The organism is Sporichthyaceae bacterium (assembly GCA_036269075.1).
Lineage (GTDB): Bacteria > Actinomycetota > Actinomycetes > Sporichthyales > Sporichthyaceae > DASQPJ01.
Genome location: DATASX010000045.1, coordinates 96,537 through 119,408, shown reverse-complemented (window position 1 = coordinate 119,408; position 22,872 = coordinate 96,537). Strand labels below are relative to the sequence as shown.

At 71.5% G+C, this 22,872-nt stretch carries 22 protein-coding genes and 1 riboswitch; of the genes, 19 read left to right on the top strand and 3 right to left on the bottom strand.

The window, feature by feature from the left end; genetic code table 11:
• The 4 genes from VHU88_09245 to whiG form a co-directional block, all read left to right on the top strand.
• Nucleotides 1-1,648 (top strand): YifB family Mg chelatase-like AAA ATPase (locus VHU88_09245; GenBank protein HEX3611856.1); only part of this gene is annotated, 1,648 nt, incomplete at its 5' end.
• Nucleotides 1,645-2,808 carry a DNA-processing protein DprA gene (dprA, locus tag VHU88_09240; protein ID HEX3611855.1) on the top strand — a complete coding sequence of 388 codons (1,164 nt, stop codon included), beginning with the start codon at nt 1,645-1,647 and terminating at the stop codon, nt 2,806-2,808. The genes VHU88_09245 and dprA, both read left to right, overlap by 4 nt.
• 81 nt (nt 2,809-2,889) lie before the next feature.
• On the top strand, nt 2,890-3,870 hold the full coding sequence (locus VHU88_09235) for a tyrosine recombinase XerC (GenBank protein HEX3611854.1): 981 nt from the start codon (nt 2,890-2,892) through the stop codon (nt 3,868-3,870).
• Nucleotides 3,863-4,657: an RNA polymerase sigma factor WhiG gene (whiG, locus tag VHU88_09230; protein ID HEX3611853.1), complete on the top strand. Its 795-nt coding sequence runs from the start codon at nt 3,863-3,865 to the stop codon at nt 4,655-4,657. Before VHU88_09235 ends, whiG begins: the two co-directional genes overlap by 8 nt.
• Here whiG and VHU88_09225 read toward each other — a convergent pair.
• Nucleotides 4,629-5,336 (bottom strand): peptidoglycan DD-metalloendopeptidase family protein, encoded by a 708-nt coding sequence (locus VHU88_09225; protein ID HEX3611852.1) that lies wholly within the window; start codon nt 5,334-5,336, stop codon nt 4,629-4,631. The genes whiG and VHU88_09225 overlap by 29 nt on opposite strands.
• A gap of 324 nt (nt 5,337-5,660) precedes the next feature.
• Here VHU88_09225 and rpsB point away from each other — a divergent pair, with 324 nt between their 5' ends.
• The 5 genes from rpsB (at nt 5,661) to VHU88_09200 (ending at nt 9,883) form a co-directional block, all read left to right on the top strand.
• Nucleotides 5,661-6,647 (top strand): 30S ribosomal protein S2, encoded by a 987-nt coding sequence (gene rpsB / locus VHU88_09220; protein HEX3611851.1) that lies wholly within the window; start codon nt 5,661-5,663, stop codon nt 6,645-6,647.
• Between the two features lie 86 nt (nt 6,648-6,733).
• Entirely contained in the window at nt 6,734-7,555 is an 822-nt protein-coding gene (gene tsf, locus VHU88_09215; GenBank protein HEX3611850.1) for a translation elongation factor Ts, read from the top strand.
• Between the two features lie 110 nt (nt 7,556-7,665).
• Nucleotides 7,666-8,370, top strand: coding sequence for a UMP kinase (pyrH, locus tag VHU88_09210; protein ID HEX3611849.1), 705 nt, complete (start codon nt 7,666-7,668; stop codon nt 8,368-8,370).
• A 46-nt stretch (nt 8,371-8,416) separates the two neighbouring features.
• Nucleotides 8,417-8,974: a ribosome recycling factor gene (gene frr / locus VHU88_09205; protein ID HEX3611848.1), complete on the top strand. Its 558-nt coding sequence runs from the start codon at nt 8,417-8,419 to the stop codon at nt 8,972-8,974.
• 51 nt (nt 8,975-9,025) lie between these two features.
• Nucleotides 9,026-9,883 carry a phosphatidate cytidylyltransferase gene (locus VHU88_09200; protein ID HEX3611847.1) on the top strand — a complete coding sequence of 286 codons (858 nt, stop codon included), beginning with the start codon at nt 9,026-9,028 and terminating at the stop codon, nt 9,881-9,883.
• 99 nt (nt 9,884-9,982) lie between these two features.
• Here the strand turns inward: VHU88_09200 and glyA are convergent, their stop codons facing one another.
• The gene (gene glyA, locus VHU88_09195) at nt 9,983-11,242 is read right to left on the bottom strand and encodes a serine hydroxymethyltransferase (GenBank protein HEX3611846.1); all 1,260 of its coding nucleotides are present in this window, start codon (nt 11,240-11,242) and stop codon (nt 9,983-9,985) included.
• A gap of 103 nt (nt 11,243-11,345) precedes the next feature.
• Nucleotides 11,346-11,427, bottom strand: a riboswitch (ZMP/ZTP riboswitch).
• A 32-nt stretch (nt 11,428-11,459) separates the two neighbouring features.
• Here glyA and rlmN point away from each other — a divergent pair.
• From rlmN to VHU88_09170, 5 genes are all read left to right on the top strand, one after another.
• A complete protein-coding gene (gene rlmN, locus VHU88_09190; protein ID HEX3611845.1) occupies nt 11,460-12,596 on the top strand; it encodes a 23S rRNA (adenine(2503)-C(2))-methyltransferase RlmN in 1,137 nt (378 codons plus the stop codon).
• Entirely contained in the window at nt 12,593-13,159 is a 567-nt protein-coding gene (locus tag VHU88_09185) for a suppressor of fused domain protein (GenBank protein ID HEX3611844.1), read from the top strand. The genes rlmN and VHU88_09185 overlap by 4 nt, the downstream gene beginning before the upstream one ends.
• Before the next feature lie 28 nt (nt 13,160-13,187).
• Nucleotides 13,188-15,062 carry a propionyl-CoA synthetase gene (locus VHU88_09180; protein HEX3611843.1) on the top strand — a complete coding sequence of 625 codons (1,875 nt, stop codon included), beginning with the start codon at nt 13,188-13,190 and terminating at the stop codon, nt 15,060-15,062.
• An 11-nt stretch (nt 15,063-15,073) separates the two neighbouring features.
• Nucleotides 15,074-16,531, top strand: a complete 1,458-nt coding sequence (locus tag VHU88_09175; protein ID HEX3611842.1) for an NAD-dependent succinate-semialdehyde dehydrogenase — start codon at nt 15,074-15,076, stop codon at nt 16,529-16,531.
• A 75-nt stretch (nt 16,532-16,606) separates the two neighbouring features.
• The gene (locus tag VHU88_09170) at nt 16,607-16,951 is read left to right on the top strand and encodes a hypothetical protein (GenBank protein HEX3611841.1); all 345 of its coding nucleotides are present in this window, start codon (nt 16,607-16,609) and stop codon (nt 16,949-16,951) included.
• Nucleotides 16,952-17,020: 69 nt separating this feature from the next.
• Here VHU88_09170 and VHU88_09165 read toward each other — a convergent pair whose 3' ends face one another.
• Nucleotides 17,021-17,656: a hypothetical protein gene (locus VHU88_09165; GenBank protein HEX3611840.1), complete on the bottom strand. Its 636-nt coding sequence runs from the start codon at nt 17,654-17,656 to the stop codon at nt 17,021-17,023.
• Between the two features lie 100 nt (nt 17,657-17,756).
• On the opposite strand from VHU88_09165, the gene dxr reads away from it, so the two are divergent.
• The 5 genes from dxr to VHU88_09140 are packed head-to-tail and all read left to right on the top strand — an operon-like array spanning nt 17,757 to nt 22,856.
• The gene (gene dxr, locus VHU88_09160) at nt 17,757-18,977 is read left to right on the top strand and encodes a 1-deoxy-D-xylulose-5-phosphate reductoisomerase (protein ID HEX3611839.1); all 1,221 of its coding nucleotides are present in this window, start codon (nt 17,757-17,759) and stop codon (nt 18,975-18,977) included.
• Nucleotides 18,978-18,999: 22 nt separating this feature from the next.
• The gene (locus tag VHU88_09155) at nt 19,000-20,208 is read left to right on the top strand and encodes a site-2 protease family protein (GenBank protein HEX3611838.1); all 1,209 of its coding nucleotides are present in this window, start codon (nt 19,000-19,002) and stop codon (nt 20,206-20,208) included.
• A 10-nt stretch (nt 20,209-20,218) separates the two neighbouring features.
• Nucleotides 20,219-21,373 (top strand): flavodoxin-dependent (E)-4-hydroxy-3-methylbut-2-enyl-diphosphate synthase, encoded by a 1,155-nt coding sequence (gene ispG, locus VHU88_09150; GenBank protein HEX3611837.1) that lies wholly within the window; start codon nt 20,219-20,221, stop codon nt 21,371-21,373.
• Between the two features lie 42 nt (nt 21,374-21,415).
• The gene (locus VHU88_09145; GenBank protein HEX3611836.1) at nt 21,416-22,261 is read left to right on the top strand and encodes a GNAT family N-acetyltransferase; all 846 of its coding nucleotides are present in this window, start codon (nt 21,416-21,418) and stop codon (nt 22,259-22,261) included.
• A gap of 19 nt (nt 22,262-22,280) precedes the next feature.
• The gene (locus VHU88_09140; protein ID HEX3611835.1) at nt 22,281-22,856 is read left to right on the top strand and encodes a GNAT family N-acetyltransferase; all 576 of its coding nucleotides are present in this window, start codon (nt 22,281-22,283) and stop codon (nt 22,854-22,856) included.
• Nucleotides 22,857-22,872 lie beyond the last annotated feature (16 nt).

Here is a 22,872-nt window from a genome sequence, read left to right as displayed (position 1 = left end):
GTGCGGTTCGACGTGGTCGGGGTGTGGGCGCGTCCCCGCGGTGCCGCTCGGGTCGAGCACCTGCGCGGTGTGGCATGAGCGTGGCGGTCCGGTGATGGGGCTCGCGCGGGGTTGGTCGGTTGCGTTGGCGGGGGTCACCGGTCGGCTGGTGGGGGTGGAGGCGGACGTCGGCCCGGGCCTGCCCGGGTTCGGGCTGATCGGGCTGCCGGACACCGCGTTGTCGGAGGCCCGGGAACGGGTCCGGGCCGCGGTCCAGAACAGCGGGGAGGCCTGGCCGAAGCAGAAGGTCACCGTCTCGATGTCGCCGGCCGATCTGCACAAGCGTGGCGGGGGGTTCGACCTGGTGCTCGCGCTGGTCGTGCTGGCTGCCGCGGGAGCCGTCCCGGAGGACGCGACGGCCGGGATGGTCGTGCTCGGCGAACTCGGCCTCGACGGCAGCGTGCACGGCCTGCGGGGGGTGCTGCCCGCCGTTGCGGCCGTGGGGCGGTCCGGCCTGACCCGGGTCATGGTGCCTGTGGCCAATGTCGGCGAGGCCGGGTTGGTCGACGGCCTCGAGGTGGTCGGCGTCGCCTCGTTGCGGCACGCGCTGGCGGTGCTGCGTGGGGAGCCCGTGCCGGAACCGGTGGAGCGGCTCGGTCCGATGCCGCGTCGCGCGCTCGTGGAGCCGGCAGAGGTGCCGGACCTGGCCGACGTCCGGGGGCAGGCGGAGGCCCGCCGGGCGCTGGAGGTGGCGGCCGCCGGTGGCCACCACGTGTTCTTGCACGGGGCACCCGGGGCGGGTAAGACCATGTTGGCCGAACGGTTGCCCGGCCTGTTGCCGGAGCTGGGCCGGGCCGCGGCCCTGGAGGTCACCGAGATCCATTCGGTGGCCGGTGTGCTGCCGACCGGCGGTGGCTTGGTGACCCGCCCGCCCTACGCGCGACCGCACCACACCGCGACGACGGCTGCCCTGGTCGGCGGCGGTTCCGGAGCACTGCGCCCGGGTGCGGTCTCGTTGGCCCACCGGGGCGTGCTCTTCCTCGACGAGGCACCCGAGTTCCGCGCAGGCGTGCTGGACTGCCTTCGGCAGCCGATGGAAAGCGGGGAGGTGATCATCGCCCGGGCGGCGTTGACCGCGCGGTTCCCGGCAGCGTTCCTGCTGGTGCTGGCCGCCAACCCGTGCCCGTGCGGGAAGGCCGCCGACCTCGGCCGCGGAGGGGGCTGCTCGTGCACCCCGCACGTTCGGCGCCGCTACCGCAGCCGACTGTCCCGGCCCTTGCTGGACCGGATCGACCTGCAGGTCTACGTCGACCGACCCAGCCGGGTGGAACTGATCGGCGCCGCGGACGGTGAGTCCACCGCGACGGTCGCCGAGCGGATCCTGACGGCCCGGCATCGTGCTCTGCATCGGCTCACGGGCACCCCCTGGACGCTGAACGCCCAGGTCCCGTCGCGGGCGCTGCGTCGGGAGTTCCGGGTCGAGGACGCAGCGGTCCGAATCCTCGAGCGGGCGTTGGACGGCGGGTGGTTGTCGGCCCGGGGAATGGACCGGGTGTTGCGGGTTTCGTGGAGCGTGAGCGACCTGGCCGGCAAGCCACGGCCGGGGCCGAGCGAGGTCGGCGCGGCGCTGGCGCTGCGCAGCGGGGTCACCGACGGGTGGGCGGCGTGAGCGAGCTTGCCAGTGAGCGAATGGACCAGGAGGAGCGCGAGGCGCGGGCCCTGCTGACCCGGATCGCCGAACCCGACGAACCCGCACTCGGCGGCCTGGTCGCCCGGATCGGGGCGGTCGAGGTGATCCACGTGCTGCAGAGCGGGCAGGCGGAGGTGCCTGGTGCGGCGGCGATGCGGGTCCGGCTGGCCGGGGCGGGCGGTGCGGCCGAGTTGGCCGGCGCCGAGCGCGTCGGGATCCGATTCGTGTGCCCGGGGGAGCCGGAGTGGCCGGCCCAGCTCGACGATCTGGGTGCTGGGCGCCCGCACGGGATCTGGGTGCGGGGCCCGGTGGGGTGGCGCACCGCGTTGCTGGAGTCCGTCTCGGTGGTGGGCTCGCGGGCGGCCACCGGCTACGGGGTCCATGTGGCCACGGAACTGGCCGCGACCCTGGCCGAGGCGGGTTGGGCGATCGTCTCGGGTTGTGCCTTCGGGATCGATGTCGCCGCGCACCGGGGAGCGCTGGCGGTCTCCGGGTTCACCGCCGGGGTGCTGGCCGGTGGCGTCGACGTGCCCTACCCGGCGGCCCATGCGGCCCTGATCGAGCGGATCGCCTGCGAGGGCGTGCTGCTCAGCGAGGCGCCCCCCGGTTCGACCCCGGCCCGCCGCAGGTTCCTCACGCGGAACCGAATCATCGCCGCGTGCAGCCGTGGCACGTTGGTGGTGGAGGCCGCGACCCGCAGCGGCGCGGCCACCACCGCGCGGTGGGCCGAGCACCTCGGGCGTGTCCTGATGGCGGTGCCGGGCCCGATCACCTCGGCGGTGTCGGCGGGCAGCAACGAGTTGCTGCGCTCCCGGCACGCCGTCCCGATCACCCGGGCCGAGGAGGTGATCGAGGCGTTGGGCCGGTTGGGCGCGGACCTGGCCGAACCGCGGCGGGGGACCGCGCGGGCGGCCGACGCGCTGGAGCCGAAGTTGCAGGCGGTGCTGGAGGCGCTGCCGAGCCGGGCGGTGGTCCCGCTGGGCGTGGTGGGTCGGGATTGCGGACGTCCCGACGAGGAGGTGCTGCCGGCGTTGGGCGAGCTGTCCGTGCTGGGCCTGGTGGAACGGGTCGATGGCGGTTGGCGCCTGACCCGGGCGGCGCGGCAGCGCGGTTCGGCGCGCAGTGCGATTGGGGGCTGAGGCGGAGGCCGGCGCCGTAGGGGGGTGAAGAGGGCGTGGCGGTGCTTTGCACAGGGCCGCCCGACGGGCAACGTTGAGGCTATGCAGCAAGGGTCTCGGGGAGGTTCGGTCATCACGGCCCAACGGCGGCGGGCGACCGTCGCGCACCCGACCACCGGGCTGCCCCAGCAACTGGCCGATGCGTTGGCGTCGTTCGAGACCCACCTGGCGGCCGAGCGCGGCTTGTCCGTGCACACCGTGCGGGCCTACGTCGGCGACGTGGGCCGCCTGTTGCGCCACGCCTCGCGGGCGGGAGCCACCGACGTCGACGGGCTGACGCTTCGCGTCCTGCGCAGTTGGTTGGCCGCCGAGCGGACGACCCGGCACTCCGACGTCACCGTGGCCCGGCGGGCCGCCGCGGCGCGGGCCTTCACCGCTCACGCGGCCCGGACCGGTCGGGCCTGCGCCGACGCCGGGGCCGGACTGATCAGCCCGAAGGTGCGTCGGCGGCTGCCTTCGGTGCTCAGCCGGGCGCAGGCCGAGACTCTCCTGGCCGTCTGTGCGCAGGACTCCGGGCCCGCCGCCCTACGCGACCGGGCCGTGCTCGAACTGCTCTATGCGACCGGGCTGCGGGTGGGTGAACTGGTCGGACTGGACGTCGACGACCTCGACATGGCCGTCAGGCTGCTGCAGGCGATGGGAAAGGGCGCCAAGGAACGGCGGGTGCCGTTCGGCGATCCGGCCCGGCTTGCGGTCCTCGCGTGGCTGGAGTCGGGTCGACCGGCGCTGGCCCGGGACGGGTCCGGGGCAGCGTTGTTCCTCGGGGCCCGCGGCGGTCGGCTCGGGACCCGGGCGGTCCGCGAGATCCTCACCAAGAACCTGGCCCACGTCGGCGACGCTCCGGCGATCGGGCCGCACGGCTTGCGGCACAGCGCGGCCACCCATCTGTTGGAAGGCGGGGCCGACTTGCGCAGCGTCCAGGAGCTGCTGGGCCACGCCTCGCTGAACTCCACCCAGCTGTACACCCATGTGACCGTCGACCGCCTGCGGGCGTCCTACGAACAGGCGCATCCCCGTGCTTGACGCGATTGCCAAGGTGGCGGCCCAGCGCCGCGTCGACGACCCCGCCGGGACGGTCGACCGGCTCTGGCAGCGGTACAAGGAGACCGGCGACGAGTCGTTGCGGGAGCGGCTGATCCTGCACTACTCGCCGCTGGTGAAGTACGTGGCCGGCCGCGTCGGTGTGGGGTTGCCGCGCAACGTGGAGTCCGGCGACTGCATCTCCTTCGGGATCTTCGGCCTGATCGATGCCATCGAGAAGTTCGAGCCCGGCCGCGGGTCGGCCTTCGAGCCGTACGCGATCCGGCGCATCCGCGGGGCGATCATCGATGAGCTGCGCGCGCTGGACTGGATCCCGCGCTCGGTACGGGCCAAGGCACGGGCGGTCGAGCAGGCCTACGCGGCGGCCGAGACCCGCCTGGGCCGGACCCCGAGCGAGACCGAGATCGCCGCCGAGATGGGCGTCTCGCACTCCGAGTTGCAGAACAACTTCCGGCAGCTGGCCGCGCTCAACGTGATGGCCCTCGACGAACTGCTGACCGGTACCGACGGCGGTGAGGTCAGCCTCGGCGAGCGGCTCGCCGACCTCGACACCCCGGACCCGGCAACCGTTTTCGAGTCCGCCGAGACCCGGCGGATCCTCGCCGAGGCCGTCGACGCGCTCAGCGAGCGTGAGCAGGTGCTGGTCCGGCTCTACTACTTCGAGGCGTTCACCCTGGCCGAGATCGGTCAGGTGCTCGGCGTCACCGAGAGCCGCGTGTGCCAGATGCACGCCAAGGCGGTCATCGCGCTGCGGGCCGCGCTCGCCTGATCACCCGCCCCAACGCGGGCGCGGCCGCGACGGCCAGGCCACCTCCGGTCGCCGCCCCGCCCGCGACGACCAGCCGCCGCACCCGGCCTGCCGGCCGTGCTGGCTGCCGCGCGACACCGGCACCCCGAGCCTCTGCCTGCGTCGCCGCTGTCTGCGTCGCCCAGCCCGACTCAGCTCCCGGAATCGGACGGTCCAGGAACGGCAGCAGCACGGGCGCGTTCGGCGCCCGCAGCAGGCTCATCGGGTCCTCGTAGCGGCCTGCTCTGCGCAGCCCCCAGTGCAGGCAGGACGTCGCCCCGCAGTGCCCCGCCGGCGGCTGCAGGACCCCGACCGGGGCCCCGGCGGCAACCCCCGCGCCGACCAGGACCAGGGGCGCGACCGGCTCGTACTCGGTGCTCGTCGTCGCCCCGTGCCGCACCACGACCACAGCCCGCCCGCCGACCGGACCGGCGAAGGCGACCGTCCCCGCCCCGGCCGCGCGCACCACCGACCCGGGCGCCGCCGCCAGGTCCACACCTCGGTGACCCGCACCGTACGGCCCGAGCGGCCGAGCGAACGGCCGCACCACCACGATCGGCCCCAGCAGCGGTGGCTGCCAGGCGCGCGCCCCGGCAACCGCGACCCCCGGGACCACCAGGACCGCAGCTGCCACGGCCCCGAGAGGCAACGCGTGCGCCATTCCGCGATCGTCGTCCGGGCAGCACCGCACCGCCGGCGCCGGCGCGCCGGCTGTGGACACCGCAGCCCTGTGGACAGGCCGACGCGGCTTCATGGTCGCAATGTCGTAGACTTCCGTCGGCGGCTCGGACCTCTGGGCCGTACTTCGCACGTCCTCCGGATGTCTCGAAGCCCCCTGGGGGCTCCGTCGGCACGCCGGTGCGCGCTCTCGGTCGGCTGTTCGCAGCCGGAGCTCGCGTCGGGACGTCAGGGCGTCGGTCGCCGACCGGCGCGTCGAACCGAGAGACGTCTGCCGGTAGCGGCAGGCAAACAGGAGAGAACACCCATGGCCGTCGTCACGATGCGCCAGCTGCTCGAGAGCGGTGTCCACTTCGGGCACCAGACTCGCCGCTGGAACCCGAAGATGAAGCGTCACATCTTCACCGAGCGCAACGGCATCTACATCATCGACCTCCAGCAGTCGCTGTCGTACATCGACCGCGCCTACGAGTTCGTGAAGGCCACCGTCGCGCACGGCGGCTCGATCATGTTCATCGGCACCAAGAAGCAGGCCCAGGAGGCGATCGCCGAGCAGGCGACCCGCGTCGGGATGCCGTATGTCAACCAGCGTTGGCTGGGCGGCATGCTCACCAACTTCTCCACGGTGCACAAGCGGCTGCAGCGCCTCAAGGAGCTCGAGCTCCTCGACTTCGACGACGTGCCCGGTTCGGGCATGACCAAGAAGGAACTGCTCGGCCTGCAGCGCGAGAAGGAGAAGTTGGAGAAGACCCTCGGCGGTATCCGGGACATGGCCCGGGTTCCGAGCGCGGTCTGGATCGTCGACACCAAGAAGGAGCACATCGCAGTCGGTGAGGCCCGCAAGCTGGGCATTCCGGTCGTGGCGATCCTCGACACCAACTGCGACCCGGACGAGGTCGACTACAAGATCCCCGGCAACGACGACGCGATCCGGTCGATCAACCTGCTCACCCGGGTCGTCGCCGACGCGGTCGCCGAGGGCCTGATGGCCCGCTCCGGTGGCTCGCGCAATGACGAGAAGCCCGCCGGGCAGGTGGCGACCGACGAACCGCTGGCCGAGTGGGAGCGCGAACTGCTCACCACCACCGAGGTGGCGGCCCCTGCCGAGCAGCCCGCCGCTGAGGCGCCTGCCACTCAGGCGCCCGTTGCTGAGGCGCCTGCTGCTGAGGCGCCCGCTCCTGAGGCGCCTGCTCCTGAGGCGCCTGCTCCTGAGGCTCCTGCCGCCGAGCAGCCCGCCGTCGAGGCGCCTGCCACTGAGGCGTCTGCCGCCGAGGTCCCCGCGACCGAGGCCTGACCGAGTTCGCGCGGGTCGGGTCCGCCCGGCCCGCGCACTTCGGACCGACTGTCCCCAGCACCGAGTACAGAAGGATTAGGACGAGCATGGCCGATTTCACCGCCGCGGACGTCAAGAAGCTCCGCGAGTCGACCGGCGCCGGGATGATGGACTGCAAGAAGGCGCTCGAGGAAATGGACGGCGACTTCGAGAAGGCCATCGACCACCTGCGGACGAAGGGTGCAGCGAAGGCCGCCAAGCGCAGCGCCGAGCGCACGGCGAATGCCGGGCTGATCGCGGCTGCCGGCAATGCGCTGGTCGAGCTGAACAGCGAGACCGACTTCGTCGCGAAGAACGAGCAGTTCCAGGCGCTGGCCGACGAGATCGTCGCGCTGGTCGACTCCTCCGGCCTGTCCGACCGGGAGTCGGTGCTGGAGGCCAAGCTGGCCGACGGCCGCACCGTGCGCGATGCGATCGTCGGCACCGGTGCGGTCATCGGCGAGAAGCTGGAGCTGGGTCAGGTGGCGCGGTTCGACGGCGACGTCGCGATCTACATGCACAAGAAGAGCGCCGACCTGCCCCCGGCGGTCGGCGTGCTGGTGGCCTACAGCGGCGGAGACGTCGGGGCCGCCCGCGGTGCTGCCATGCAGATCGCCGCGATGCGCCCGCTGTACCTGACCCGCGACCAGGTCCCGGCCGACATCGTCGAGCACGAGCGGCAGATCGCCGAGGCCACGGCCCGCGAGGAGGGCAAGCCCGAGGCGGCCCTGCCCAAGATCATCGAAGGCCGGGTCACCGGGTTCTTCAAGGACGTCGTGCTCCTGGAGCAGTCCTCGGTGCAGGACAGCAAGAAGAGCGTCAAGGCGATACTCGACGAGGCAGGCGTGAACGTCACCGCGTTCGCCCGGCTCGCGGTGGGCGGCGCCTGACCGGTGTCGCGGATCGGGTGCAGCCCGACTACCCGGCGCCGTCGAACCACACGAGCGAAGAGGGGCATCACGTGCCGGAAGCAGCAGGATCACCCAGCTACCGGCGCGTGATGCTCAAGCTCTCCGGCGAGGTCCTCGCCGGCGAGAAGGGCATCGGCGTCGACACCGGCGTCGTGTCCGCGATCGCCGCCCAGGTGGCGGAGGTGTCGATCGAGACCGGTGTCCAGATCGCCCTGGTGCTCGGTGGTGGGAACTACTTCCGTGGCCGTGAGCTGTCCGAGGCCGGCATGGACCGGGGCCGCGCCGACTACATGGGCATGCTCGGCACCGTCATGAACTGTCTGGCGTTGCAGGACTTCATCGAGAAGTGCGGCGTCGAGACCCGGGTGCAGACCGCGATCACCATGGGCCAGGTCGCCGAGCCCTACGTCCCGCGCCGCGCGGTGCGCCACCTGGAGAAGGGCCGCATCGTCATCTTCGGTGCCGGGCTCGGCCAGCCGTTCTTCTCCACGGACACCACCGCCGCGCAACGTGCGCTGGAGGTCGGCTGCCAGGCCGTGCTGATGGGCAAGCAGGGCGTCGACGGGGTCTACGACGCCGACCCCAAGACCCATCCCGACGCGGTGCGGTTCGACACGCTGAGCTACTCGGAATTCCTGGCCCGCGGGCTCAAGGTCGCCGATGCGACCGCGATCAGCCTGTGCCGGGACAACCTGCTGCCGATCGTCGTGTTCGACCTCTTGAGTGAGGGAAACATAGGTCGCGCCGTCCGGGGTGAGAAGATCGGGACGGTCATCGGCGGGGATGCCCACTGATGCCGTCGGCGCCCGGGAATCGGCACAGCATGACTAGGAGTCAGAAATGATCGACGACATCCTGCTCGAGGCCGAGGACAAGATGGAGAAGGCCGTCGAGGTGGCCAAGGAGGACTTCGCGGCGATCCGTACCGGCCGGGCCAACCCGGCCATGTTCGCCAAGATCATGGTCGACTACTACGGCACCCTGACGCCGGTGAACCAGCTGGCCTCCTTCACCACCCCGGAGGCCCGGATGGTCATCGTCGCGCCTTACGACAAGGGTTCGCTCGGCGCGATCGAACGCGCGATCCGCGACTCCGACCTCGGCGTGAACCCCGGCAACGACGGTTCGATCATCCGCGTCGTGCTGCCGGTGCTGACCGAGGAACGCCGCAAGGAGTACATCAAGGTCGCCCGGAACAAGGCCGAGGACGCCCGGGTGTCCGTCCGCAACATCCGCCGCCATGCCAAGGACAACCTGGAAAAGATGATCAAGGACGGCGACGCCGGCGAGGACGACGTACGTCGCGCCGAGAAGCACCTGGAGGAAGTGACGCACCGTCACGTCGCCAGCGTGGACGACATGGTGAAACACAAGGAAGCCGAACTGCTCGAGGTCTGAGGCCATGACGAGCCGGACCCGACCGATGCTCTCCGTCACGCAGGCGCGCCGGTGAGCGCCCCGGAGCAGGCACCGCCGGCAACTGACGGCGCGTCAGGCAAGAGCCGAGCCGGCCGCAACCTGCCCGCGGCGATCGGCGTCGGGGTGACCATGGGCACCGCGGTGATCGTGTGCCTGGCAACCAGTCGTAAGGCCTTCGTCGGACTGGTCGCCCTCGCGATCCTGATCGCGCTCTGGGAGTTCAACGCGGTCCTGGCTCAGCGTGGCATCCGGATCCCGTTGGCCCCGCTGGCGATCGGTTCGGTGGCGAGCCTGGTCGCGGCTGAACGTGGCGGTACCGAGGCGCTGGTGGTCGGCTTCGCGCTCACTGCGTTGGGCGCCATCGGGTGGCGCCTGGCCGAGGGACCCGCCGGGTTCGTCGCCGACGTGACGGCCTCACTGTTCACCGCCGCCTACCTGCCGCTGCTGGCCGGCTTCGCGATCCTGATGGACGCCGAGCGCGACGGGCCACGCCGGGTCGCCACCTACGTGATCCTGGTCGTGTGCAACGACGTGGGTGGCTACGCCGCGGGCGTGATGTTCGGCAAGCATCCGATGGCACCGCGGATCAGCCCGAAGAAGTCCTGGGAGGGCATGGGCGGTTCGCTGCTGACCTGCGCCCTCGGCGGCGCGATCTGCATGTCGGCGATGCTGCACGGCCACTGGTGGCAGGGCGCCCCGCTGGGCCTGGCGCTCGCGGTCGCGGCCACCCTCGGCGACCTGGGCGAATCGCTGCTCAAGCGCGACCTGGGCGTCAAGGACATGGGCAGCCTGCTGCCCGGGCACGGCGGGATCATGGACCGCCTGGACTCGCTGCTGGCCGCCGCCCCGGTGGCCTGGCTCCTGCTCGCCGGCTTCCACGCCCGCTGACGCGCCCCCTACCCAACGCATCTTCTGTCGTGTCAGGCGCCCTACCCGGCGCCGGAAGGGCGCGGGACACGACAGAAGATGCGTCCTGTCGGGGTGGGGTCAGGCCAGGAGGCCGGGGGCAGGGAAGGCCGCGGTCAGCTCGGTGACTTCCTTACGCACCCGGGTGATCGTGTCCTCGTCCCCTCGCACGGCCGCGGACACGACCTCGTCGAACCAGCCGGCGATCAGCTCCATCTCGGCCGGGCCCATGCCGCGTGAGGTGACCGCCGGGGTACCGATCCGCACGCCGGAGGGGTCGAACGGCTTGCGCGGGTCGTAGGGGACGGTGTTGTAGTTGGTCTCCAGCCCGGCCCGGTCCAGCGCCTGCGCGGCCGGCTTGCCGGCCAGGCCCTTGCTGGTCAGGTCGATGAGCACCAGGTGGTTGTCGGTGCCCCCGGAGACCAGCTCGAACCCGCGGGCCGACAACCCTTCGGCCAGCGCCTTCGCATTGCTCACGATGGCCGCCGCGTAGCTGCGGAACTCATCGGTGGCGGCCTCGTGCAGCGCGGTGGCGATCGCGGCAGTGGTGTGGTTGTGCGGCCCGCCCTGCAGCCCCGGGAACACGGCCTTGTCGATGGCCTTGGCGTGCTGCTGGTCGCACATCAGCATCGCGCCGCGCGGCCCCCGCAAGGTCTTGTGCGTGGTGGTGGAGATCACCGGGGCATGCCCGACCGGCGACGGGTGCGCGCCCCCGGCCACCAAGCCGGCGATGTGCGCGATGTCGGCGGCCAGCACGGCGTCGATCTCGCGGGCGATCTCCGCGAACGCCGGGAAGTCGATCGTCCGGGGGACCGCGGTCCCGCCGCAGAAGATCAGCTTCGGACGCTCGGCCAGCGCGATCTCGCGAACCTCGTCCATGTCGACGCGACCGGTGTCGGCGCGCACGCCGTACCGGACCGGGGTGAACCAGGTGCCGGTGGCCGAGACCGACCAGCCGTGGGTCAGATGCCCGCCCATCGGCAGCGCCATCCCGAGGACCTTGTCGCCGGGGGAGAGGAACGCCAGGTAGACGGCCAGATTCGCGGGCGAGCCGGAGTACGGCTGGACGTTGGCGTGGTCGACGCCGAACAGCGACTTGGCGCGCTCGACCGCGAGGGTCTCGATCTGGTCGATGACCTGCTGGCCCTCGTAGTACCGGCGGCCCGCGTAGCCTTCGGAGTACTTGTTGGTCAGCACGGTCCCGGTGGCCTCCAGGACCGCCCGGGACACGTAGTTCTCCGACGGGATCAGCTTGATCGTGTCGGCCTGCCGGCGTTCCTCGGCCGCGATCAGCGCAGCGAGTTCGGGGTCGGATTCCCGCAATGTCGGGTCGGCGCTCACTGGTGGACCCTCGCTTCGCGAGGGTCCACCAGTGAGCGAAACGCTGCTCCCTCAATTCGTTCGCTCGCAAGCTCGCTCACGTGTCCTCCTGGCGTTGGCGAAGGTGCGGAGCCCAGGCGCACGGCCCCGCCAGACATGCTCCCCGGCGGTCGATTCCGCCCGTGGCGCCAGTCGCGATGAAGGCAACGCTACCGGCCTGGGAGAATGACTGCTCGACATGCCTGCTCCGGGAGAACTGACCTTCACCGCCCCGCGGCGGGGTAAGCCCCCGCGGCACCTCGCCGACCTCGACGCCGCGGCGCGCAAGGCCGTGGTCACCGAACTCGGCCAACCCGGTTTCCGGGCCGGACAGGTTTCCCGCCACTACTTCGTGCACCGCAGCGCGAGCCCGGCCGACTGGTCCGACGTCCCGGAGCGGGCGCGCGCGCCGTTGGCCGAGGCGTTGCTGCCGCAACTGCTCGACCCGCTGCGCTCGCTGGTCTGCGACGACGGCCTGACCCACAAGACGGTCTGGCGGTTGTTCGACGGTGCCCAGGTGGAGAGCGTCGTCATGCGCTATCCGGACCGGGTCACTGTCTGCGTGTCCTCGCAAGCCGGCTGCGGCATGAACTGCCCGTTCTGCGCCACCGGCCAGGCCGGCCTGACGCGCAACCTGTCGGCCGCCGAGATCGTCGACCAGGTCGTCGCCGCCGCCCGCGCGCTGGACACCGGAGCGCTGGCCGGGGGCCCCGGCCGGGTGTCGAACGTCGTGTTCATGGGCATGGGTGAGCCGTTGGCCAACTACGAGGTGGTCACCTCGGCACTGGCTCGGCTCATCGAACCCGCGCCGGATGGGATGGGCCTGTCCCGCCGGTCGATCGTGGTCTCAACCGTCGGCCTGGTCCCGGCGATCGAGAAGCTGGCCGACTCGGGCCTCGGCGTGACCCTGGCCCTCTCGTTGCACGCCCCGGACGACGAATTGCGCGACACGCTGGTCCCGGTCAACCGGCGCTGGCCGGTGGCCGAGACCGTCGGCGCGGCCCACGCCTACTGGAGGAAGACCGGCCGTCGTGTCTCGATCGAGTACGCGCTGATCCGCGACGTGAACGACCAGGCCGATCGGGCCGAGCAGTTGGGCCGCCTGCTGGTTGCGGCAGGCCGGGCCGAAGGTTCGTCCTGGGTGCACGTCAACCTGATCCCGCTGAACCCGACCCCGGGCTCGCAGTGGACCGCCTCCCGCCGCCGCGACGAGGCGACGTTCGTCCGGGTGCTGCAACGGCACGGTGTCGCGGTGACCGTCCGCGACACCCGGGGCCGCGAGATCGACGGCGCCTGCGGGCAACTGGCCGCCACCACCCCGGGTCCCGGGTCATGAAGACTCCCGCGGAGGCGCTGGGCCGTCACCTGACCGACTGGTTCGCCGGGCACGCGATGTACTCGATCTCGCCGGGACCGGAGGCGTTGGACCGGGTGCCCGGACTCGACGTCGTCGAGGTCGCGCCGGGCCCGGCCTTCGGGCTGGTCAGCTACGTCAGCCTGGGGTGCTGGGCGGCGGTGCAGAAGCGCGGTGCCGGCGTCGAGTTCGTGCTCACCGCTCGCGAGCCGGACCCGGCCCACGTGGCCACGGTCACCGCGGCGGCGGTCGCGCACTGCGGCACCCCGGCCGGGCGGTTGGACCGGGGCAGTGTGGTCCCGCTGGGCCGGGCCTGGTCGCCCGGCTCGGAGTGCGATCACTTGCTGGTCACGCTGCCCTACCCGTACGGCCCGAACTTCGAGTTCTTCAGATGGGGCCGCAACAGCACCCGGATGCTCTGGCTGCTGCCGATCACCGCGGCCGAGGCGGCGTTCGTCGCGGTCGAGGGGGTCGAGGCGTTGGAGGCTCGCCTGGAGGCGATGGGCCTACCGTTCGCGGATCCGGTGCGCCCCTCCGTGGTGTGAACCGCACTCGGCACGCGAGGATGACGCCATGGGTGCCTACTCCGATGCTTTCCGACGTGCGATCGACGACCGCGACGGTTTCTGGACGGAAGCAGCGGCTGCTCTGGACTGGGTCCGTGCCCCGCAAGTGGTGCTCGACGAGTCGGCCGCCCCGTTCGTGCGCTGGTTCCCCGACGGAGAACTGAACACCTGTCACAACACACTGGACCGGCACGTCGACGCCGGCCGTGGGGAGCAGGTCGCGCTGATCCACGACAGCGCGGTCAGCGGGGCCGTCCGCAAACTGACGTATCGCCAGTTGCGCGACGAGACCGCCCGGTTCGCCGGCGCACTACGGGCGCAGGGCGTGCGCAAGGGCGACCGTGTCGTGATCTACATGCCCATGGTCCCCGAGGCCGTCGTCGCGATGCTCGCCTGCGCCCGGCTGGGCGCCGTGCACTCGGTGGTGTTCGGCGGGTTCGCGCCGCGTGAGTTGGCCGCGCGCATCAACGACGCCGAACCGGTCGTGATCGTGGCTGCCTCGTGCGGGATCGAGCCGACCCGGATCATCGAGTACAAGCCCATGCTCGACGAGGCGATCGAGATCGCCGAGCACAAGCCGTCCGCGTGCGTGATCCTGCAACGCGAGCAGGCCCCGGCGAGGATGACCGACCGGGATGTGGACTGGCACGAGGTGATGGCCACCGCCGAGCCGGTCGAATGCGTCACCGTGGCCTCGACCGACCCGCTCTACATCCTCTACACCTCCGGCACCACCGGACGGCCGAAGGGGATCGTGCGCGACAACGGCGGGCACGCCGTCGCACTGCTGTGGAGCATCAAGAACGTCTTCGACGTGCACCCGGGCGAGGTCTGGTGGACGGCGTCGGACGTGGGATGGGTCGTCGGGCACTCCTACATCGTCTACGCGCCGCTGCTGCTCGGGGCGACCACGGTCCTCTACGAAGGCAAGCCGGTCGGCACCCCGGACGCCGGTGCCTTCTGGCGGGTCATCGCCGAGCACGGCGTGATGTCCCTGTTCACCGCGCCGACGGCATTCCGTGCCATCAAGCGCGAGGACCCCGAGGCCAAGTTGATGGGGGAGTACGACCTGTCGCGGTTGCGGGCCCTGTTCCTGGCCGGTGAACGGCTCGACCCGGACACCTACCGGTGGGCGACGGAGAAGCTCGGCGTCCCGGTGGTCGACCACTGGTGGCAGACCGAGACCGGCTGGCCGATGGTGGCCAACCCGCTCGGGCTGGAGCGGCTGGAGTTGAAGGCCGGCTCGCCGTCGGTTCCGATGCCGGGCTGGGATGTCCAGGTGCTCGACGGCGCCGGCAACCGGTGCAAGCCCGACGAGGAGGGCGCGATCTGCGTCCGGCTCCCGCTGCCGCCCGGCTCGCTGCCGACGCTGTGGAACGACGACGAGCGCTTCCAGTCCTCCTACTTGTCGGCCTACCCCGGCTGGTACCTCTCCGGCGACGGCGGCTACGCCGACTCCGACGGCTACGTCTACGTGCTCGGTCGCACCGACGACGTCATCAACGTGGCCGGCCATCGCCTGTCCACCGGGACCATGGAGGCCGTGCTGGCACAGCACCCGGCGGTCGCCGAGTGCGCCGTGATCGGGGTGTCCGACGAGCTCAAGGGCCAGGTGCCGCGGGGTTTCGTCGTGCTCAAGGCCGGCGTTGTCGTCGACGAGGCGGAACTGGCGGCCGAGTTGATCGCCGCGGTGCGTCGCGACATCGGGGCGGTGGCCGTCTTCAAACAGGTGGATGTCGTTCCCGCGCTGCCCAAGACCCGGTCCGGCAAGATCCTTCGCAAGACGATGCGAGGCATCGCCGACGGCCGCAACGAGCCGGTGCCCTCGACGATCGAGGACGCCTCGGTCTTGGACAAGCTGCGACCGATCCTGCGAGGTTGAAAGGTAAGACGTTGGAATCCTCCACCGCCGCGGCCGTGCTGGCCGCGGCACCGAAGCAACTGTTCATCGACGGGACCTGGCGCGACGCCTCCGGCGGCCGCACGCTCGATGTCGTCGACCCGGCCACGGAACTGACGCTGTGTCAGGTCTCCGACGCCGGGCCCGGTGATGCGCTCGCGGCACTGGGTTGTGCCGCGGCGGCCCAACGGAGCTGGGCCGCCGTCGCGCCGCGCGAACGGGGCGAACTGCTGCGTCGGGCCTACGAGGCCGTGCTGGCCGCCCGCGACGACCTGGCGCTGCTGTTGACCCTCGAACAAGGTAAACCGCTGGCCGAGGCCGCGGCCGAGGTGGCCTACGCGGCCGAGTTCTTCCGGTGGTTCGCCGAGGAGGCGGTCCGGGTCGCCGGCGACTTCCGGCTCAGCCCGGACGGGCGCACCCGGGTGCTCACCATGCAGCAGCCGGTCGGGCCGTGCCTGTTCGTGACCCCGTGGAACCTGCCGCTGGCGATGGGCGCCCGCAAGATCGCCCCGGCGCTGGCCGCCGGGTGCACGGTGGTCGTCAAACCGGCCGAACAGACCCCGCTGTGCATGCTGGCCCTGGTGCGGATCCTCGCCGAGTGCGGGCTGCCCGCCGGCGTCGTGAACGTGATCGTCTCCGCCGACCCGGCCGGGGTCACCAACCCGCTGCTGGCCGACCCGCGGCTGCGCAAGCTGTCGTTCACCGGGTCGACCGCGACCGGGCGGATGCTGCTGGCCCGGGCCGCCGACCAGGTGCTGCGGGTCTCGATGGAACTCGGCGGCAATGCCCCGTTCCTGGTGTTCGCCGACGCCGACGTGGAGTGCGCGGTCGAGGGCGCGATCCTGGCCAAGATGCGGTTCAGCGGACAGGCGTGCACCGCGGCCAACCGCTTCCTGGTCGACAACCGAGTGGTCGAGGACTTCGCCGCCCAACTGACCGAGCGGATGTCCGCTCTGGTGGTCGGCCCGGGCACCGAGCCCGGCGTCGACGTCGGCCCGCTGATCGACGAAGCCGCGGTGGCGAAGGTCCAGATGCTGGTCGACGACGCCGTGGCCAAGGGCGCGCGGCTGCTGCTCGGCGGCAAGCCGCTGCCCGGGCCCGGCCACTTCTACCCGCCCACGGTGCTGGCCGACGTCCCGGACACCGCACGGATGCTGAAGGAGGAGGTCTTCGGCCCGGTCGCCCCGATCCGCGCGTTCGCCTACGACGCCCAGGCGATCGAGGAGGCCAACGCCACCGAGTACGGCCTGGTCGCCTACGCCTGGACCGCCGACCTGGACCGCGCCCTGCTGCTGGCCGAACAGCTCGATGTCGGGATGGTCGGCATCAACCAGGGTCTGGTCTCCAACCCGGCCGCGCCCTTCGGCGGCGTCAAGCACTCCGGACTGGGCCGCGAAGGCGGATTCGAAGGCATCGGGGAGTTCCTGGAGACCAAGTACGTGGCGCTGTAGACGGCCCAGGACATGTTCGGGAGTCCGGGCCTGGACCGCTCGAAATTGTCGGACGCCCCACGTACCGTTCCGGACATGGCTGAACTTCCCGAGATCGAGGCACGGCTTACCGCCGTCGAGGCTCGTCTGGACGTCGTGGCCGCGGATGCCGCGGCGACGCGGCATCTGGCTGCTGCTCGCGACCGCGACCTCGCCGACTTCGGAGTGAAGGTCGATGCGAACCGGGCGGTCATCAGCGCGCTCGGCGAGCAGACGGCCGCCCGCTTCGACCGCCTGGAGGAGCGCTTCGACGGCCTGGAGGGGCAGATGCACGCCGGGTTCACCCAGATGCGGGCCGGGTTCGACCAGGTAGCCGGTGGGTTCGAGCACATCGGCGGGTTGCTCGACGAGCTGGTTCGACGCGAGCCGCCCACCGGATGAGAGCGTGCAGTGGCGGACGACCTCCGGCGGCCGCCTCGTCGGGCCGCCGGAGGACTGTCAGGTCTCGCCCTACTTGTGGGCCAGGTCCGCGCAGGCCAACTTCGGCGGCTTTGCCTCGTCCGTAGCGGCTCCCGCGGGCCGCTTGAGGTGAATCACCACCGACTTGGCCGACGAGTTGGCCTTCATCGTGCTGCTCGCGGACGCCGAGCCGGCGCCCTTCGGCGTGACGGCCACCGGTGTCAGCCAGATCTCGTTCGGCGGGGCCATCGGGCCCTTCGGGTCGAACTGGAAGTGCGTGCCGCCCTCGGCGGTCGCGCAGGGCTGGTTGTGCACGTGTGCGACGTAAACCGCCTTCGGATCCAGCCCGGTCGCGGCCAGGCTGACCTTCGTGCCCGCCGCCGAGATGACCATCTTGGCCGTGCCGGTGATGGCAGCGGTGCCCGCCGGCGCATCGGCGACATTGGCGAACGTGCCGGAATAGCTGCCGGCCGCCAGTGCGGCGGCGGCAGGGCCGCCGGCCGCCGGGCCGGGCGGATCCGGAACGACTCCGGCATGCGCGGCGGCAGGGCCGAGCGCCCCGACGGCTGCGAGCGCCAACGCGGCGGTCACCGCCCGCGCCCCGATCCGTACCGAAAGATTTCCTGTGACCGTGTTCGAGAAGCGCCGTGCCCGCATGTCGATCGCCTCCACGAGGTAATTAACCAACGATCGTTGTCAATCTACGCAGGTTGGTATATCTCACCGACTCGGCGCTGCGCCAGACCTGAGCCGTCAATCCGGCCGCCGACCGGGAAGAATGGGTCCCGTGACCTCGACCGCCGACCGCCGCGACGTCGTCCTGCTCGGCTCGACCGGCTCGATCGGCACCCAGGCCCTCGACGTGGTCCGGCACGCCCCCGAGCGGTTCCGCGTCGTGGGGCTCGGGGCCGGGGGCGGCAACGTCGAGTTGCTGGCCGCGCAGGCGCTCGAGTTCGACGTCGACGTGGTCGCGGTGGCCCGGGCCACCGCCGTCGGTGACCTGCAGTTGGCCCTCTTCGCCGCCGCCCAGCGCGCCGAGTTCTCCGCCGGTCAGGCGCGGCTGCCGAAGATCCTGGCCGGCCCGGACGCGCTGACCGAGCTGGCCGGGTGGGGTTGCGACGTCGTCCTGAACGGGATCACCGGCAGCATCGGCCTGGCCCCGACCTTGGCCGCGCTGACCGCCGGCCGGACGCTCGCGCTGGCCAACAAGGAGTCGTTGATCGTCGGTGGCCGGCTGGTCACCACGGCTGCCCGTCCCGGCCAGATCGTCCCGGTCGACAGCGAGCACTCGGCGATCGCCCAGTGCCTGCGCGGCGGCGCCCGCGGCGAGGTGTCCCGGTTGGTCCTGACCGCCAGTGGCGGTCCGTTCCGCGGTCGCCGAGCCGCCGATCTGGTCGCCGTGACCCCCGAGCAGGCCCTGGCGCACCCCACCTGGCAGATGGGCCCGGTGGTCACCATCAACTCGGCGACCCTGGTCAACAAGGGCCTGGAGCTGATCGAGGCTCACCTGCTCTTCGACGTCGCGCTGGACGCGATCGAGGTCGTCGTCCACCCGCAGTCGATCGTGCACTCGATGGTGACCTTCGCCGACGGTTCGACGATCGCCCAGGCCTCGCCGCCGGACATGCGGTTGCCGATCGCGCTCGCCCTGGCCTGGCCGGACCGAGTACCCGGAGTGGCGCCGGCGTGCGACTTCAGCGCCGTGCGCCGCTGGGACTTCGAGCCGTTGGACACCGAGGCGTTCCCCGCGGTGGAACTCGCCCGGGAATGTGCCCGCGTGGGCGGTACGGCGCCGGCGGTCTTCAACGCGGCCAACGAGGAGTGCGTGGCCGCGTTCCTGGACGGGTCATTGGCTTTCCCGGAGATTGTCCGGACGGTGGCCGCCGTCGTGTCGGATCATCAGAACGTGCCGGACGCCGGCACGCTGTCGCTCTCCGACGTGCTGGCGGCCGAGTCGTGGGCCCGCGTGCAGGCGCGGCGTAGGGTCGGGAGCATGAGCGCGCAATGAGCACAGCGGGGGGTGGCGCGGGATGGCGCTGATCGGTGTGCTGCTTTTCGTCTTCCTCCTGGTCCTGTCGGTCGCGATCCACGAGTTCGGCCATCTGCTGACCGCGAAGGCCTTCGGGATGAAGGCGACCGAGTACTTCATCGGGTTCGGTCCGAAGATCTGGTCGTTCCGGCGCGGCGAGACCGAGTACGGGCTCAAGGCGCTGCCGGCCGGCGGCTACGTGAAGATCGTCGGGATGACCGACCTCGAGCAGGTCGCCGAGGCCGACGCCCCGCGGGCGTTCTTCAAGTTCGCCTCCTGGAAGCGGCTGGTCGTGCTGTCCGCCGGGTCGATCTCGCACATGATCACGGCGTTCGTGATGTTCATCGTGGTGCTTTCCGCGTTCGGTTCCTCGGTCGCCAGCACGACGATCGGGACGGTGCAGCCGTGCATGCCGGCCGGCTCCACCTCGAGCGACTGCACCGCCGCCGACCCGGCCTCCCCGGCCAAGGCTGCCGGGTTGCAGTCCGGGGACAAGGTCCTCGTCGTCGGCACGACGAACATCACCAACTGGGAGCAGGCGGCGCGCGCGATCCGCGCGGCCGGGGCCGGCCCGCTGGCGATCACCGTCGAGCGCTCCGGCCGGCAGCTCACCCTGAACCCTGACCTGATCGCCCGGTCGCGCCCGGACCTGGACAACCCGGAGAAGAACGTCACCGTCGGCGTCCTGGGCATCGAGCCGAGCGAGCACACCGTGCGCGCCGGGCCGTGGGCCGGCATCAAGGGCTCCGGCCGGCTGATCGGGGAGACCGCCAAGGCCAGCGTCCTGGCCCTGGCGCACATCCCGGCCAAGATCCCGAACCTGATCTCCTCCCTCGACGGCGGCCACCGCGACCAGCAGGGCCTGGTCGGCGTGGTCGGCGCGGCCCGGATCTCCGGGGAGACGTTCTCCACCCAGCACGCCACGATCGGCGACCGCCTGTCCAGCGTGCTGATCAACGTGGGCGCACTGAACGTGTTCATCGGCCTGTTCAACGCCCTTCCCCTGCTGCCTCTCGACGGTGGCCACATGGCGGTGGTCGGCTACGAATCGGTGCGCCGGCGGCTGTACCGGCGGATCGGTCGCGCCGACCCGGGCAGGGTCGACATGACCAAGCTCCTGCCGATGGCGTATGCATTTCTCGTGGTCCTCGTCGGGTTGACGGTCCTGCTGGTCGCCGCGGACCTGGTCAATCCGGTCAAGCTCAGCTGAGAGGTTTTTCGTGACGGTTTCGCTCGGCATGCCGGCCCCGCCCGCGCTGCAACTGGCGACGCGGCGCAAGTCCCGGCAGATCCGGGTCGGCTCGGTGCTGGTCGGCGGCGAGGCCCCGGTCTCGGTGCAGTCGATGTGCACGACCTTGACCGCGGACGTCAACGCGACCCTGCAGCAGATCGCCGAACTGACCGCCGCCGGCTGCCAGATCGTGCGGGTCGCGGTGCCCAGTCAGGACGACGCCGACGCGCTGCCGGAGATCGCCCGCAAGTCCCAGATCCCGGTGATCGCCGACATCCACTTCCAGCCCAAGTACGTCTTCGCCGCGATCGAGGCCGGTTGCGCCGCGGTCCGGGTGAACCCGGGCAACATCAAGAAGTTCGACGACAAGGTCGGCGAGATCGCCCGGGCGGCCAAGGCTGCCGGGTGCTCGATCCGGATCGGCGTCAACGCCGGATCGCTCGACCCGCGCCTGCTGGCCAAGTACGGCCGGGCCACCCCCGACGCGTTGGTGGAGTCCGCGTTGTGGGAGGCCTCGCTCTTCGAGGAGCACGACTTCCACGACTTCAAGATCTCGGTGAAGCACAACGACCCGGTCGTGATGATCGACGCCTACCGCAAGCTGGCCGCGGCCTGCGACCACCCGTTGCACCTCGGCGTCACCGAGGCCGGGCCGGCCTTCCAGGGCACGATCAAGTCCGCGGTCGCGTTCGGCGCGCTGCTGTCCGAAGGCATCGGCGACACGATCCGGGTCTCGCTGTCCGCGCCGCCGGTCGAGGAGGTCAAGGTCGGCAACCAGATCCTGGAGTCCCTCGGGCTGCGCGAGCGGGGCCTGGAGATCGTCTCGTGCCCGTCCTGCGGCCGGGCCCAGGTCGACGTCTACACCCTCGCCGAGCAGGTCACCGCCGGCCTCGACGGCCTGGAGGTGCCGCTGCGGGTCGCGGTCATGGGCTGCGTGGTCAACGGCCCGGGTGAGGCCCGCGAGGCCGACCTCGGAGTCGCGTCCGGCAACGGCAAGGGCCAGATCTTCGTCCGCGGCGAGGTCATCAAGACCGTGCCGGAGGCCGCCATCGTCGAGACCCTGATCGAGGAAGCCCTGCGACTGGCGCAGGAGATGGGCGCGGCCGGCGTAGCCTCGGGGGAGCCCACGGTCTCGGTCGGCTGACCGAGGCGGGGCGGGTGATCGGCCGGCCGGAAGGAGTCGACCTTGCTCGACACCCTCTCGGTCCGCGTGCTCGGGCTGGCCGACCTGACGGCCGCGGTCCGGATCGCCGAGCGCGACCCGGTCGCCAACGTGTTCATGCTCTCCCGGTTGCAGGCCATGCGCCGCGGCGGCTCCTACGCGGCCGGCGAACTGTGGGGGCACCAAGTCGCCGGCGAGCTGCGCAGCCTGTGCTTCCTCGGCGCCAACGTGGTCCCGGTCGAGGCCGACGAGACCTCGTTGTTGGCCTTCGCCGAACGCGCTTCCCGGATACCCCGGCGCTGCTCGTCGATCGTCGGCCGCTCCGCACAGGTGCTCCGGCTCTGGGAACTGCTCGAGCCCACCTGGGGACCGGCCCGCGACATTCGACCGCGCCAACCCCTGCTGCAGCTGGACCCGACCGCCGGCGACGTTCGCCCTGACCCGGGCGTGCGGCGTGCCGAACCGGGCGACCTGGCCGCGTTGGTCCCGGCCTGCATCGCGATGTTCACCGAGGAGGTCGGGGTCTCGCCGCTGCTGCTCGACGGAGGAGCGATGTACCGCGCCCGGGTGCGGGAACTGGTCGAGGCCGGGCGCGCCTACGTCCGCGTCGAGAACGGCGAGGTGGTGTTCAAGGCCGAGGTCGGCACGGCGGTGCACGGGGTCTGCCAGATCCAGGGCGTGTGGGTGAACCCGCGCTATCGACGGCAGGGATTGGCGGCGCCCGGGATGGCCGCGGTAGTGGCCTTGGCGCGCGACCACGTCGCTCCGGTGGTCAGCCTCTACGTCAACGACTACAACCACGCCGCGCGCGCCGTGTACGAACGGGTCGGGTTCCGCCAGGTCGGCGAGTTCGGTTCGGTGCTGTTCTGATGGCGGGAGCCGGCCCGCCGTGGTGCTGATCGAACCCATCGACCTGCTCGCCACCGCGAGCGACTCGGCGGCCGTCCAGGCGGCAGCGCTCGGGCCCGTCCCCTCCGACCGGTTCGCCGTCCTCACCCGGCATGTGCGCTACCCGGACTTCGCCGCCTTCGGCGCGCTGGACTGCGGCCGGTTGGTCGGCTTCGCCTACGGGGCGCAGTGTGTTCCGGGGCAGTGGTGGTTCGACCAGATCAGTCGTGGCCTGTCCGCGACCGGCCACGGCGCCTGGTTGCCCGATGCCTACGCGGTCACCGAACTGCATGTGCTACCCAGCCATCACGGCGCCGGTGTGGGGTTCCGGCTGTTGACCACGTTGCTGGCCCGGACCCCGGCGTCGGTGGCGCTGCTGTCGACCTACGACACCGAGTCGCCCGCACGGGTCTTCTACCGCCGGTTGGGCTTCCGCGACCTGGTGACCCGGTTCCGGTTCGACGTGACGCCGCAGCCGTTCGCGTTGATGGGCGCTGTACTGCCGCTCGCGGCGGTAAGCGCCGACGGGGCGGGATCATCCGTGGAAATGCCGCAGCCGGCGGCCGAATCGTCCTAGGCTGGGCGGGGCACTT